Genomic DNA, 14,220 nt, shown 5'->3' with positions numbered 1-14,220 from the left:
TCCATTTGGCGTTTCGTCGCGCTTAGTGATTGTGATGTGCCGCCGCGATCCCACCCGTCCCGTCGGGAACACCGATACGGACGTTCTGCATCATGCCCTGGTCCTCGTGATCCAGTATATGGCAATGCAAGACGAAGTCTCCGATGTAGCGGCGATAGCGGGTGTACACGTAGGCGGTGTAGCCTTGGCGGATGAACAGCGTGTCTTTCCACACGCCCTTCAGGTTGGCATATTGGGGCTCGTCGGCATCGCCGCTCACGCTCACATCCTGGCCGGTGGAGTCTTTGATGATCTTGGCGACCTGAAACGGATTGACGTGGATGTGGAACGGATGTCCGAACGCATTGACGGTGGATAATTTCCACTCCTCAATGCCGCCGAGCGGCAGCAACTGGTCAATGCGGTCCGGCTTGTAAGGCTTGCCGTTGATCTGGAAACCCGCCCCCCCGATCTCGAATTTGGCTTCCCGTTGCGGTGGCTTGATATCGGTATCGGCGATCGCGGCGTGCGGGACGAATGAATCGAGGCGAAGGCCGTTGGTCAGGTCGTTGCGCACCTTCTGGCGCGCGGACAGGGGCATGAAGCTGTCCGCAGCTGCGACGAGCTGCGCCTGGACGTACGCCTTGGGATCGGCGACGGCGACGCCCGCGGCAACGGATACTTTGCCGAGAAACTGACGGCTCTTCACCTGGCTGTTCACGGTGCTGGTGGCGGGCGCCGCTCCGTCGAGCACACAATACTCGCCGGCCTCCGGGAACACCACGAGCACGTCCTCGCGATAGCCCGGCTGAAGTGTGCTGGTGGAGCGCTCGACGACCTGCGAACGCGTCAACCCATCGGCGGCGAAGGCGAATTGCGGCAGCAGATCGTTGCCGGGACAGTTGCGCGTCACCCAGTCCTCCTGCTGTTGTGCTGCAATCAACGCATAGGGATCGGCGTTCGCCCGCATCTTCTTGAATTGCAGATTGACCGTATCCCTCACGCCGGCATGGACGACGCGCCAGCGCTCGATCGCACCGGCACGGGCGCCGGCAAAGGTCGGGATCACTTCACCATTGATGCTGGTGTAACGGCCGGACTTTCGCCACGTAGTCGGGCCGAACTGATCATAGCCCTCGATCCCCCCGACATCCGTCGAGGCACAGATGTAGAGACCGTTGGCATCTTGCTTGATCTGCCCATTGGCATCCCGGCACGCGTACTGGATCTGCTGCAGCAGGATGACTCGTTCGTGGTACTTTGCTCCATCGCTATTGCGCAGCAAGGTATCGATGTCGCCATGACCATCCGGACCCGGCGGGCGGTTGCCCCGGACGATCAACGCGCCGGCCATGCCGCTCGACACCTGAAGCGCGGTCGATCCATGCCTGTGCGGATGATACCAGTATGTTCCCGCCGGATGATCCGGCGGCAAGTTGTACTCGTACTGAAAGCTGACGCCCTGATTGATACTCAGCAGCACGTTGTCGCTGTTGCCGGCGGGGCTGACCCACAGACCGTGCGCATGTAGGTTGGTCCGGTTAAAGCAGTTCGGATTGTTGACGTCCGGATCGGTCGGCGGGCATCGCGAGTCTGCGGGCAGCTTGTCGTTGTTCAGCGTGATCCGTACGGTCTCGCCGGGGTCGATCTCTATCGTCGGTGCGACGAACGGGACTTTCGGAGCCTCGACTTCCCGGACGTCGCGATACGAGCGCAATTTCACCGAGTCGTATTGATTGCGCCCCGGATTATAGATCCTGGCGTCCGTGTATTGGATGTTCAGGTTGATCACCGCTTCTCCGCCGGCCACCGGCGCGGCTCGCGACGGCGCTCCCGCCGCCGCCGGCGCCGGCGCACCGACACGCGGCGATAGACGCTCGACATTGGCAACCGGGGGGTCGACGGCAATGCGCTCCGTGACCTGCCCCGATGCGATCCCGGTGCCGGCGAGTTGAGCAAAGGCGAGCAGAAACGCGCCCTTGAAAATCCTGCTCAAGACGGCGGGAGCAAGATGTCCTTCCAAAATCCGTCTTCGAGAAGAGAGCGTGCGATGATAGGCAGGCCGGCATGGCGCGATACCTCGAATGATCGGTCTGGTGCGAGCAATCCTTAAAGCCGGTGATCGTCGCGTCTAGGGCCGCTTCACCGCGATGAACGAGGCTACATAGCCAGCTGGGGCCCCATCATGCGGCTTCGCACGAATGACGCTGCCGACGAGCGCAGGCACCTGGTTGACGCCGGCCGGCCAACGATAGTTGAGCTGGCCGCGATAGTCATATTCCCAATTTGCGGTGCCAGTGCCGGGACGCCCGAGACCCACGATCTCCACCGTGGGCACTCCAGTGGCGGGATCCTGCTTGACCGTGCCTTGCAGATCGAGCCCGCCACCCGGCCACTCGATCGCTCCCTTCAACGTGGTGCTCGTCGGGATCTCGAAGGAGAAGACGGCTTCGGCGAAAATCAGCGCCAGCGCCTTCTCTGCAGCCGTGTTCGGATCATCCGCGACCGGCGTCGGGTTGTTGTGAAAGCTTCGATAAGTCCATTTCCCCGCCAGGCTGCTCGCCGAATTTTCTTCTGAATGCGACAAGGCCGGCAACAACACCAAAGAGAGCGCCGCAATGGACGCGAACAGATGTCGACGCATATCACGCTCATAAAATTTAGAGTTGAAACATCGTCAATATACCCCTGTGCTAGCACAACCGCAAGACGTCGTTTTCGCGCATCAGCATCCGCCGGCTTCAAGATCGGTTCGCTCGCAAATCCAGTTTCGCCTCTCCTTGATCGTCACATCCTGCATAGCCATCGATTCCGCAGTCATGCAGGCGTGCGCCCATTGCATCTCCGGGCTGCCGAACTCAGGACGAACCAGCGTGTTGTAGGAAATGACGCCCTGGATGTACCGTGGACGAAATTCCCTGCTCTTGTCGGTTCGTCGACATCCTCGATTGCGCCCTGCCAGCACCGGCCCGCCGGAATCACCCTGGCAAAAGGCGCTCTGATGATGGTCGCCCGGGCCAGGCTTGAACTTGTACTGGCCGCCAGCATTTTTCTGCAGTGGCACCGGCCAGGTCAGATTGAAGCGACCGAGAGTGCCCTGGTCGGCGTTCGAGAAACCGTAGCCTGCGATCGTCGCGTCAGGAAGAAAGCCTCCTGCGCTCGCCAGGCGAGCCGTTTCGACCGGGTCCGCAGGGTAGGGCGAGGCCAGTTGCAGCAGCGCCAAGTCATCGGCGTAGTAGACATTGTTGGTCTTGGCGGAGCCGCCATAGCGGCCATAGACGATCGCGCGCGACAGCTTGCGCTCGCGTTCAGCCGCCGTCAGCGTGACGGCGTTGTCCGCGGTGATCCGGAATTGGACGAGTTCGTCCACGCCCATCATCAGGTCGGCGCCCTGATCGGCGCCTCGCGTGCTCGGGGGATCGTCCCCGATCAGGCAATGGGCCGCCGTCAGCACCCATTGCGGCGAAATCAGCGTGCCGGTGCACAGCGCATCCCAGCGGCCGGCGGCGCTATTGTACTGGCTCATCTGCACGACTTCAGTGAACTGCGAAAGGGAGTATTGCTCGCAGCGGCGGCCGGCGGCAGTCGGGCCGGCTATGCAGGACTTTGCGCGCGTCGCCAATTCTTCGAATGGAATGTCGCAGTCGGTCAGGCCGCTGTCGAAGGTCTGCGGACCGGCTCCGTGCTGCGGCATCGCCGCCGCAGCCGGCGCTGGCTGCGCAAGCTGGGAGACTGCGACATTCGAGTCAGAGATGATCACGGCCGTCGCGCCCTGCGGTACGACATGCGTCGTCGCGGACGCAGATTGCCGATCCGGATCAACGCTCGATCGTGGAGACGGTGGGGCGGGTGGAGGGCCGACCGGCGTACCCGGCGCGACGATGATGTTGGGACCTATCGTACCGGGAGGCTGCCGGGTCGCCGGGACCACGATCACATTCACGCCTCCGTCGGCAGATCCCGCAACCGGGGGCGGAGGAGCTGCAGCACCGGCGGGCGACGCTGCACTCGTAGCGGCCCGGCTGCTCAAGCGCCGCGTGCAACCGGGCCCAACGCAGGTGCCGCTATCCACGATGTCGGGAGCAAGGCCGCTACCTGAGCGGGCCGGTGCCGCCGCGCCCGCCGCTACTGCCCCGGCGTCGTGCGCCCTGAGGCAGCCCGGCCCGACGCATTCGCCGGGATCGGTGATCGGATCGACCGGCCGCAGTCCGGTCTGTGCTACGACAGCGATACTGCCCGGAACGAATGAAATGGTTCCGAGGGCGACCGCAACAAAAAACCGCTTTCCGATTTTCAATTGCATGGAAAAATTCCAAATTGACAATGCACAACCTTTAGCCGCACTGCTCGGTTGTATCAACAGGATTGCGCACTGCGAATCGAAGGTGGGAGCGTGTGCCTTGAGTCAAAGGATCGGGTCGCTGCTGGTTGCGCTGCTGTTGGCCGTGCCTGCGCAGGCGGGCACCGCCTGCGACCCGGACCCGTGCCGCGGCATGATAGGCAAGCCGTTTTCAGCAGAATTGGCCGAGGAAGCGCGGCTTATCGCTGGCGCGAAATCCGTGAGACCGAGCGGACCGGGCATCCCGACCAGCGCCGACGTGCGCGGCGATCGGCTCAATGTTCTTCTGGACGAGAAGCACATTGTCGTCGGCTTCAGGTGCGGATGATATCTGATGATCGAGTTCAGATCGGCTGACCGCGCTCCGGAAATATGTCCTTCTAGCTCGAACAAGGTGCGGGCGGCTGACGTTGATCGAAGGGCATCAGCCTTAAATCTTGCCCGCTCGTTCAATCCGGCTTCCGTGAGGTCGTACGCACGACCGAGCGCACGCCTCGGCCTTTGCAGGACACATCACACGTCATCGATCAGGACGATAAGACCTATACCGTCGATCGCTTGCAGGATATGAAGCGCCTCCATGAGGCAAATAAGCAGACCAGGTTCGAGATCAGCGACAATGAGGCGGACCGGCTCGTGCTCTTCGCCGGCGGAATGACGCTCGGAACTGTAATCGGAGTCGTTGCGGCCGGTTTGGCCGAACTATTCAAGGCCGGAAAGCCGACAGAGCCTGCAACTACGAAGCCAGCAGAGGAGAAGCCACACATTCCGTTTACCGACGCGGCCGCTGATCCACGTGCTCGAGCGGATCGGGCCGGGCAAAATTGCTGGCCGTCGCCCTTTTCCTGCCAATCTCGGCAATATGTTCGCGACCCAATTCGCTCTCAGTGGACGTTGGCAGCAGGCCGATCCCGACTCCTACTTCCAGGGCGAACCGAAAGAGTCCGGCGTTCTCATGATCTTGAAGCATCCCAATTCGCGTGCCTTAGCGGAGCTGTTTCCGCATATCGAGCGGCTGCTGTTCGTGATGGGATCCAAACGAATCAACGATGCGAAGCACATCGGATGGGAAAGTGAAGAATATGGTCCGTACGTGATAAGGTTCGTGCTGGTGCAACTGCGTCCCGGGACAGCGCCCTTCCTGATCGTACGTGAAGGTTTTTGCTTCCAAGCGGTATCATTCGGATTGGTGTGCCCGCCATTTTCGTCCAGACCGTCCAGAGCCTGTCGATATTGGCATGATGCACCCAAAAAACGGGATCTTTGGCCGAACGTCGTCATCCCCAGTAGGGCAGCTCGAACGCCGTCGTGGCGCCGGCCTCTCTTGAGCGGCGCGCTTGAGCGTCGCCTCGAAGAAAAAGAGAAACGGTCGATGCCAGGAGATGAAATGCTCCGCCACGGTACTCGGACGCAGTGGATTGGTCTTGAAGCGAGTGTGTTCGCACTGGTTGTACAGATTTCCTAGGTTGCCCGGGTCCTCCATCGTGCCGTGGACCGCCGACCAATAGTACCACCCGAGGGGATCGTCCCGATTTGCTTGTGAACGGGCCTTCATCTTGCCGACCCCGGCTCGTAAGGCGGCGACCTTTTGAGGATCCTGCGAGAACGACTTGATGTTTTGTCGCGTTCTCACGGCGCCGGTCTCCGCTCTAGCCGGTCCCGACGACGACTTGAGGAAGACCGATAAGCGCGGCGTGGGAGAGCAACGTCCTTCTAGTGAGAGTCATCTCGCCTCTCCTAAGGTTCGGGACGGTCAGTCCGGGCACCCTTGCGTGATCGATAATCTTGATCTGATCATCCGGTATGAACGGCCCACCCTTGGGCATACGTAAAGCCGGGCCGGCAATACCTGTCCTTAGATCGATTATTAGGTTCGTGGCTGCTCCGTTTTGCCCGATAAGTTCGGGTTGAATGAGACGTTTTCCATGTCCTGACGCAGCGAGAAGGTTTTCTTTGGTGTCTCAATTGAAAGTCGCGCCGTGGTTTTCCAGTTGCGTGGGCCTACCTTTGGCTTGCACCCAAGCGGCAATGCCGGCTTCGAGAATTCCTTTCACTTGGTCGAAACCCATGTGCCCCTCCCGGCGTCACTTAGAGTCGACTACGAACTTAGAGAAGATGTGGCTGACGTTCAGCGTCTTAGCCTGCAAGATCACGTTTCCGTTGCTGTCCGTCACCGCCTGAGTATCGTGACAGCTGAAGCAGTTGACGAAGCTGTTCTGCGTAAAAGACTCCATGGCCAAACTGGAGAGTCCGTCTTCGCCAGGGACGATCGCTGCCGGGGTTGTTCGTGTCCATTCCCGCGGGGTTTGCGATCGACATGTTTGTCTTGAATTGATCGGGCTTGTCCATCCAAATCGCACCGACGAGCCGATAATTGCGGCGTGCATCGTTTGGAGCGCTTTTCGCAAACAGCGCGGTCATGGATTTGTTGAGGTCTACGATTTCGCCGTCGTCGTCCGTCCGCGTCCCAACAGATTTCGAACCCGGAAACATCCGGTAGATGGAAGTTTGAATTGGCTTCCCGCCGGTCGTAAAGGTCTGCGATTTCTCATCGAATGCGGCTGCCATCGCAGCTTCGGTGAGAAATTGATTGGCCGCAGATGCAATAGTCCCGCTTTTGTACAAGACAAAGTCCTGCGTGCTGATCGGACCATCGAGTCGCCAGGTAAACCGTTCTCAACCGATGGCTGAGCGGCGGCCGGCGGAGCGAGAGCGCGAATGCCATTACCGTCGACGTGCTCGAATGTGGCCCAGACGAATTCAGGGCGCCCCTCGGGAATGAATACGACGTGGAGTGCGAGCAGAGCGACAGTCTCGGTTCGAGGTGGTGCGGTCTCATCGACAACCAATTTCGAGCTCGCGTTTCAACGTGGGCACGCTTGCCTCGGCGACTGTTATGTAATCAGCAGGCGGGTTGTTTTTCGGAACGACTCGCCAAGCCGATTTGAGCTCCACAGCTCCTTTCGGCAGTTCGAGTTCAGGGGCAGCACTCTGGACCGCAGCCTTCGTCGTCAGCTTCTTTGCCGACACCAATTCGGCGAACGTCTGATTGATGTGAATGGCGTAGAAGATCGGTTGGCCATCTTGATCAATCAGAAGGCCGGCGAAACCGGCTTGGCGCACGCCTGCGTTTATCGAGCTCGGATCGTTCGGACCGGGAATTCGCACCGTCGCGACGTCGAAATTGTTGGAGCCTTTCAGGCCACGAGGCGCCACCGCCAGCAAATTCAGCCTCTTCGCCGCGAACTGAGGGGCGATCTGAGGTCCAAATACATCGCCGATCGTCGGATACGATAAGAACGCTGGATTTCCGTTCACGGGGCGAGCGGCAAAAAGGAAATTGTGCCAAGCCGGTTTGTAGAAGACGCAATCCGGCTCCGGATGTGGCGGCGGGCGATCAAAGGAGGGAGCCGGCGTATTTGGTAACCATTGCGACTCCGCAGGGCAGTCCGCGCAGCCGAGTGTGGGAAAGAGAAGGGCGAAGGCGATCGTCGCGGCCGCTTCTGTCCGAACCTCGAAGGCGTCTGAAACTGGCGCGTCAGAAAATAATTGTCGATCCCGGCCAAACGTTAATGTGGTCAAACGGCATCTTGGGCCGGCAAACGAAATTCAAAGCCTGGCAGTAAACCGAGGGTATCGACTGGCTGATTGTTACGTCTTTTTACGGCAATTTGCAATTGTATTTTAAGGGGCCTCATAATGTTGGCCAAGCGGAACGCTTAGCTATAGTTCGATATCGATGATGTCGCCGGCGAAACGTATCTCTCTTCAATGGAAGAGATTGGCGCATGAGTTGTGACCGAGGAGTTTCCCTGGCCTCAACGTCGAGGGGTAGAGCCCGTCGAGACAGCTCGTTGTCGTTCGTCTCGCATGCCTTTCATGTCTTTCAAGCCTCAACAAGACGGCTATCTCCAAACAGCGCGGTTGTCGGGGCCTTTACATTTATAAGTTGTTGCGACATCCTTGCGCTAAGCAAGGGGGGCAGGATGAAGAGTGTTCTGGCGTTGTGCGCCGCACTGGGTTTGTGCGGTTGCGCGTTGTTGCCATTGGACGAGCGGCACGGCGCCGCGACGATCGAGACATTCAAGCAGAGCATCCAATGCGAGATCGCGGCCGTCGCCACTGACCCACGATTTGCACACTTTCAACTCTCGAAATGGCTGGTGAAGACGTCGTTAGATATGACGTTGATAGACACGTTGTCTGGAGATGCGAAGGCTACCGTTCCTATTCCGAATCCTACGCTGCCCAACATCTTTCCGGGTGGGTCGCTCAGCGGAAAGTTCACCCACACCGGGCACGTCGATTTCGCCGTCTCGATTCCGGAAGCCATCGCCATCTATGGCGACAAATGCCAAGGACCCGATCCCTCCCAGACCCATCTCGGTCTTGCAGCCTGGATAGCTGCCACTCTTGACCAAATCCGGCCCGAGAACCACGGTGGGCTGAGCTACACCGTCGACGTAGACGTAATCGCCAGCGTCGGGTCCCGTTTTGGATTCGTCTTCAGCATCGTCAATACAGTCGATTCCGGCGCCGGTTATCAGCGGGAAGGTGTGCATCATCTCGTCGTATCGATGTCGGAGCCGACACCGCCGTCAGGCCCGTTGGCCGTGCGGGTCGTTGGACCGGTACGCGTCGTCGACAGCAGGCCGGTTAGACAGCCCCAGCTACAGCCCGACGCATCGTCAGGTCAGCAAGGCGAGGTAACGCCGGAGCCCCCCCATGTCGCGAGCAAACCACGGGTGCGACGCGTGCCACAACTGCCCTATCGCAATCCCGCTCTCGAAGATCCGAACTTGAACAGGATGCTCCAGCAACAGGCTCCGGTCAGGCTTGCCCCGGGGACCGTCTTACGATGAAGGTCTATTCGATCGATGGGGGCTGGGCGCTCTCCAGCACGACCGCTCGGCCCAGCCCTCTGACGAACTGTTCCTTCAAGACGCCCTGAATTTTCACCTTCTTGCCTAGATAATCAGCTTGGGTAGGCGGGATGCTCTGTTGGCCGCTCGGTGGCCGTTGTATTTCGAGCGGTGTTCTCAAACGCACGACGACCGATTTGTCCGAGCCGGGTTGCTCGATGACCAACCGCGAATTAGTGAAGTAGTTCGTGCCTTCGTTCTCGAGGACGCCCTCGACTACGAGATTGCTATTCAAGAGTTTGTCTTTGTTCTGGATTACTTGCGAAGGGGTAAGCACCTGGGACGAGCGGATAGGACCTGACGTCTGACCGTGCGCCGGAACCGAGGCTGCAGCAAGGCGATGGCTGCGAAGCTTGGAAGACGACGGGCAAGCCAAATCTCCTCGATGAACCGATTGACATCGCCATCTTTTTAAGGTTGCATTGGAGCTATACTACAACATTTTTCATAGGTGTGCGCGGATGGGCTTGTCATGCGCAATTTTCTCCTCGTCAGCTTTACGCTTTCCGTTGTGGCCGTTTCGGTCCCGACCGCATGGGCTACAGAGCCGTCCGCCGCTGGAGGCGAGTATCCCAACACGGAATTCGCTGATCGCTTCCGTCGGTTTACCACCAAACCTTTCTGAATCTTACAAAATCGATCGTTGCCAATCGTGTCGCCGTTGAGACAGGCATATTGACCGTGGACGCGGCGGACGAACGCGGAGGAACCCTGATCAAAGGCCGCAGGTCGCTCCCCGTGATCGCGCTCAAATACAAGGACACGGCACAAGACCCCTATTCAGTCTCCAATCTCGAGCAAGAGCTTTTCAAAGGGCCTTGGCCCACCGGCACTATGTCGGATTACTACAAGCAGATCTCGTACGGGCAGTTTTCGGTGGAAGGACAGGTACTTCCTTGGTGGAAAGCCAGCAAGCCGGGTTCCTACTACGAAGGCGTCGTGCAGGAGCAGCAGCAGGGTGGTATCACGAAGAGAATCCCTTGCAATGGCATGTGCTCGACCGCAAAGCTCGGCGAACTGCTCGTCGCAGCACTTACCGCAGCCGAAAAGAATCTCGATTTCTCGAAGTACGACAACGATGGACCCGATGGCGTGCCGAACTCCGACGATGACGACGGTTACGTCGACTTCGTCGCGTTCGTCCATCCAGGGCGGGGAGGCGAGTGTGGTGCCCCTGACGGCCAGGTCAATAACAACATCTGGTCACACCGTTTCAGGCTCACGGATCTGAACGGCAAGGATTACGAGACGAAAGCCAAGGCGAAGGATGGTCGCCGTATCAGGATAGACGATTACGTCATCATGCCCGCGCTGGATTGCGACGGAAAACGCATGATCGAGATCGGCGTGTTCGCTCACGAGTTCGGGCATGCGTTCGGTCTTCCCGATCTCTACAACACCGGCAGGTCGGCCAAATCGCAAGGCGTGGGAACCTGGGACCTCATGGGAGCGGGCTCCTGGGGAGGCGACAACAAGACGCCGGAGCGGCCGTCGCATATGTCGGTGTGGTCGAACGCGTTCCTCGGGTGGGTGTCGCCGCTCGTGGTGACTGAGGACATGACCCATGCGACGCTTCGGCCGGTCGAAGACTTCCCGGACGCGTTGCGGATTAACGTTTCCAACGATGTCTACTATCTCCTCGAGTACCGGACGAAGAAGGGCTTCGACGATTCCTTGACGGGTCCCGGCGTCGTCATATGGCGGATCAACAAAGCGGTGACCCAAGTCGGCTTGCTCAACAACACTGTCAAACGATCCCAGCAACGAAGGCGTCGCGGTCATCCAGGCTGATGGATTGCTCCAGCTCGAAGACATAAAACAGTTCAACCGAGGTGATGCCGGCGACCCGTATCCGGGTACTTCGAACAACACCGCTTTCGACAATGGCAGCAAGCCCGCGAGCACCGGTAAGATCGCCATCTGCAACATCAGCCTGACGGCGGCGGCCGCATCATTCGACGTTCACGTCGGGGCCGGCTCCTGCCGGAACTAGAGACCGGCGGGCAAACTTAGCGGGGGCGGGGGCTTCCATTCAGCAAGAGGCCTACGTCAAGCTCATGCCGGGAACGAAATCGAACAATTCGCTCCACGGAACGGTCGCAGTGCCGCCGGTGATTTGGTCGATCACGATCCCAGTTCCCGCGGGCGAACAGAAGAACGGTCTCACCCGGTGATCGGCGTTCTCGTAGAGCACCCGAAGACGCGAAGGGTCCTGCGGCAGGACCGTGATCTTGCGAATTCGATTCGCTTCGAGCTCGTCTCTGTCGGAGCAGAGGTTGACAAAATTCGGTCTGTTCCACCGTCCAGTCAGCCACGCCGCTCCCTTGTCGGACTTTTCGACGATGTCCTCGTAGACGCTGACCGCCTTAACAGGGTCGAGAATGCCGGCTGCGGCGACGAGCCCGTCTAGTTTCGGTACATACCGTAACGATGCGATGAGCCGATTCTTTATCGCGTTCGGGTTTTCCACCCCGAGCGACCGTATCAGAGCCGCGGTGAACGACACGAAAGCGGCCGCTACCGAGGTGCCGAAGTTCTTGACGCTCGCGCCTCGTCGGGAAGTCTGATCGATGGCACAGCCGGGCGCGGCAATATCGACGTACTCCGGAGAGAAATTCGAGAAATTCGCCCGGCGCCCATCCGGTCCGTGCGCGGCGACCGTAATGGCTTGGTCCTGGAGGCGGCCAAGCTGCCCGCCGAAGAAAGCGGGATACAGCGGCTTGATGTTCAGATCTTGACGCCACGTCGCGCGGTCTGCTGCTGAGAGCTTTTTGGCTGGCGCTACGTGATGCGTTCGAGGTCCGCCTGCGAAATGCTCAAGGCGACTACACTCCCGACCCAAAGTCGGAACGCTTTCCTTCTTGGGTCGCGCCGAACGGGGACAGTGCTACCACCAAGCAATCGGTCCTAAAAGGAAGCTCGCTGACTGCGTTGATTGAAGGCTGGTGGGTGGAGGCAAAGGCCCGCAACCTTAAGCCGAGCACACACGAGAGCTATAGTAACTCGATGGCAGCCTTCGTCGCGTTCCTCGGCCATGATGATTCCAGCCGCGTGACCAAGGATGACGTCATTGGCTTCAAGGATCACCGCTTAGCCACCATCACCCCCCGTACTGGGAAGCCGATTTCTGCAAAGACGGTGAAGGATAGCGATCTCTCCGGGCTCAAGGCTGTGTTTGGATGGGCGGTATCAAATGGGAAGATGCAGAGAAACCCCGCAGAGGGTATCACGCTCAAGGCTACGAAGCCACGGAGGTTACGGAGCAAAGCCTTCACCGAAGCAGAGGCGAAAGCAATCCTTGCGTCAAGTCTCCGCGTGAAGCGTGGTGGAGAGATGCCGGAGACATTTGCAGCCAAGCGATGGGTGCCGTGGCTCATGGCATATACAGGGGCACGCGTCGGTGAGATGGCCCAATTGCGAAAGGAGGACCTACACAAGCACGGCCGCAGCATCTGGTATCTCACGGTCACGCCCGAGGCAGTTACTGTGAAGACCAACGAAGCAAGGGACGTGGCTCTGCATCCTCACCTGATTGAAATGGGCTTTGTGGAATTTGTGAGAGCTGCACCTCCTGGTCATCTATTCCTGCGGCCTTCCCAGGATGGCGACGAACAGGGTCCTGTGCTTGGACCACTGCAGGGCATCAAGAATAGGCTTGCGGAGTTTGCCCGCGGAGTAGTGCCGGATAAGGGTGTTGCGCCGAATCACGGCTGGAGGCACCGCTTCAAGCCCGTTGGCGTGAGGGCTGGCATTGACCGCAGAACGCTTGATGTGATCTCCGGGCACGCTCTTGAAGGTCGCACTGTGGCGGATGGATATCATGGTGTTGAGCTTGAGGACCAAGCGGCCGCTCTCGCCAAGTATCCCCGCTATGAAGTATGATGCTCGGCCGAGATGATAGGGAAATCGGGTGGGGGCTGCTTCTGCGGATAACATCAACGGATCACTGACGGGCTCCTCCCGAAACTAAACCTTAAGCGCGATGTCGACTACTAGTGCTTAGCGCCAGACGACATGAAAGGTATGACCAGAATGGCTATCGACCTCGAGGCTGCAATAAGAAAATGGGCACTCGATTCATTGCCGTACGATCGAAATGATCCTGACGTGTGTTCCGAGATCTCCGGAAAAGACGCACGTGAATTGCTGATCGTATATCATAATTGGATGAGGCGTCACATTTTCCGAAATGCACGCAAGGTCCACATTTCTAAAGCTTATGCCGCCAATCCAATTACCACTCAGCGAAAGGCTGACCTAGACGCGCTGATATCAAAGATCGAGACGGGCGAAGAGCTGAAACCACACCTGAGCACTCGTGTAGCCACGGTCCTGGAGCCCTCAAGCAAAAAGCTAGCACGGCGCCAGGATTTAGATCTCATGCTGATCGAGTGGGAGGTGCACCATCTGCATATCTCGCAGGAGATGCAGCCAAATGGGTTCGTCAAACGAGACGACCCTCTGCTTTTTTGTGTATTCCATACGCGTGACGCATATTTGCTGGATGTGATGACGCATAAAGACTTCAACCGGGACCATATCTTGAAGGTCATGGCCGACGAATGGCCGAACGCAGGCTTAATCCACGAGCTCAAAGCGTCTGCTGGACAAAAAATCATCGGCTTGGCGAAGAAATACACTGAGGATGAGCGCAATGCTCTGCGGAAGATAGGAATCAACACCTTGGTGGAGATAGATGGCAGGGTGTACAAGCCCGCAGGAGGTATGACAGGGGCCGGGACATCCGTTCGTGCATCGTTAGCTGCAGATAAAGTAATAACGTCCACAAACCGACTGGAGCACGCCCTCCGTACCGACCCTGGGCAGTTCCAGCGATTTGCCCAGCAATATGGTCTGACTTGGCCGCAGAATCCCACGTTCGAGTTCGGAGTTCTGGAGCCAACCGGCCTCGCATTTAAAGAGTTGTCAACGAACCTTGCCCTAGCGGTGGCATAATGGCCTTAGCGGCGCTTCACTCCT

14 protein-coding genes are annotated in these 14,220 nt (G+C 58.8%); 7 read left to right on the top strand and 7 right to left on the bottom strand.

The window, feature by feature from the left end; all coding sequences use genetic code 11:
• Positions 1–22: 22 nt before the first annotated feature.
• The 3 genes from XH81_RS04485 to XH81_RS04475 form a co-directional block, all read right to left on the bottom strand.
• Positions 23–2,002, bottom strand: a complete 1,980-nt coding sequence (locus tag XH81_RS04485; RefSeq protein WP_271595945.1) for a multicopper oxidase family protein — start codon at positions 2,000–2,002, stop codon at positions 23–25.
• A 108-nt stretch (positions 2,003–2,110) separates the two neighbouring features.
• Complete coding sequence (locus XH81_RS04480; RefSeq protein ID WP_271595944.1) at positions 2,111–2,623, bottom strand: hypothetical protein; 513 nt, start codon at positions 2,621–2,623, stop codon at positions 2,111–2,113.
• 81 nt (positions 2,624–2,704) lie between these two features.
• Positions 2,705–3,922 (bottom strand): trypsin-like serine protease, encoded by a 1,218-nt coding sequence (locus XH81_RS04475; RefSeq protein ID WP_271595943.1) that lies wholly within the window; start codon positions 3,920–3,922, stop codon positions 2,705–2,707.
• Between the two features lie 307 nt (positions 3,923–4,229).
• Here XH81_RS04475 and XH81_RS04470 point away from each other — a divergent pair, with 307 nt between their 5' ends.
• Together XH81_RS04470 and XH81_RS04465 are read left to right on the top strand one after the other, a co-directional pair.
• The gene (locus tag XH81_RS04470; protein WP_271595942.1) at positions 4,230–4,646 is read left to right on the top strand and encodes a hypothetical protein; all 417 of its coding nucleotides are present in this window, start codon (positions 4,230–4,232) and stop codon (positions 4,644–4,646) included.
• Positions 4,647–5,114: 468 nt separating this feature from the next.
• Positions 5,115–5,783: a hypothetical protein gene (locus XH81_RS04465; RefSeq protein WP_271595941.1), complete on the top strand. Its 669-nt coding sequence runs from the start codon at positions 5,115–5,117 to the stop codon at positions 5,781–5,783.
• A 671-nt stretch (positions 5,784–6,454) separates the two neighbouring features.
• Here the strand turns inward: XH81_RS04465 and XH81_RS04460 are convergent.
• Positions 6,455–6,943 (bottom strand): hypothetical protein, encoded by a 489-nt coding sequence (locus XH81_RS04460; protein ID WP_271595940.1) that lies wholly within the window; start codon positions 6,941–6,943, stop codon positions 6,455–6,457.
• Between the two features lie 210 nt (positions 6,944–7,153).
• A complete protein-coding gene (locus tag XH81_RS04455) occupies positions 7,154–7,900 on the bottom strand; it encodes a hypothetical protein (protein WP_271595939.1) in 747 nt (248 codons plus the stop codon).
• Positions 7,901–8,304: 404 nt separating this feature from the next.
• Between XH81_RS04455 and XH81_RS04450 the strand changes: the two genes are divergently transcribed.
• Positions 8,305–9,180 (top strand): hypothetical protein, encoded by an 876-nt coding sequence (locus XH81_RS04450; RefSeq protein WP_271595938.1) that lies wholly within the window; start codon positions 8,305–8,307, stop codon positions 9,178–9,180.
• Between the two features lie 4 nt (positions 9,181–9,184).
• On the opposite strand, the gene XH81_RS04445 is transcribed toward XH81_RS04450, so the two are convergent.
• Entirely contained in the window at positions 9,185–9,475 is a 291-nt protein-coding gene (locus XH81_RS04445; RefSeq protein ID WP_271595937.1) for a hypothetical protein, read from the bottom strand.
• A 446-nt stretch (positions 9,476–9,921) separates the two neighbouring features.
• On the opposite strand from XH81_RS04445, the gene XH81_RS04440 reads away from it, so the two are divergent.
• Together XH81_RS04440 and XH81_RS04435 are read left to right on the top strand one after the other, a co-directional pair.
• Positions 9,922–11,031 (top strand): M6 family metalloprotease domain-containing protein, encoded by a 1,110-nt coding sequence (locus XH81_RS04440; protein ID WP_271596001.1) that lies wholly within the window; start codon positions 9,922–9,924, stop codon positions 11,029–11,031.
• A gap of 4 nt (positions 11,032–11,035) precedes the next feature.
• Complete coding sequence (locus tag XH81_RS04435; RefSeq protein ID WP_271595936.1) at positions 11,036–11,233, top strand: hypothetical protein; 198 nt, start codon at positions 11,036–11,038, stop codon at positions 11,231–11,233.
• 51 nt (positions 11,234–11,284) lie between these two features.
• Here XH81_RS04435 and XH81_RS04430 read toward each other — a convergent pair whose 3' ends face one another.
• Positions 11,285–12,082 (bottom strand): S8 family serine peptidase, encoded by a 798-nt coding sequence (locus XH81_RS04430; RefSeq protein ID WP_271595935.1) that lies wholly within the window; start codon positions 12,080–12,082, stop codon positions 11,285–11,287.
• 89 nt (positions 12,083–12,171) lie between these two features.
• Here XH81_RS04430 and XH81_RS04425 point away from each other — a divergent pair, with 89 nt between their 5' ends.
• Positions 12,172–13,122, top strand: a complete 951-nt coding sequence (locus XH81_RS04425) for a tyrosine-type recombinase/integrase (protein WP_271595934.1) — start codon at positions 12,172–12,174, stop codon at positions 13,120–13,122.
• Between the two features lie 132 nt (positions 13,123–13,254).
• Positions 13,255–14,196: a hypothetical protein gene (locus tag XH81_RS04420; RefSeq protein ID WP_271595933.1), complete on the top strand. Its 942-nt coding sequence runs from the start codon at positions 13,255–13,257 to the stop codon at positions 14,194–14,196.
• The last annotated feature ends 24 nt before the right edge of the window (positions 14,197–14,220 follow it).

It is taken from the genome of Bradyrhizobium sp. CCBAU 25360 (genome assembly GCF_028128695.1).
Taxonomy (GTDB): Bacteria; Pseudomonadota; Alphaproteobacteria; order Rhizobiales; family Xanthobacteraceae; genus Bradyrhizobium; species Bradyrhizobium ottawaense.
The sequence above is the reverse complement of the archived record's forward strand: the minus strand, read 5'-3'. Positions and strand labels throughout refer to the sequence as shown.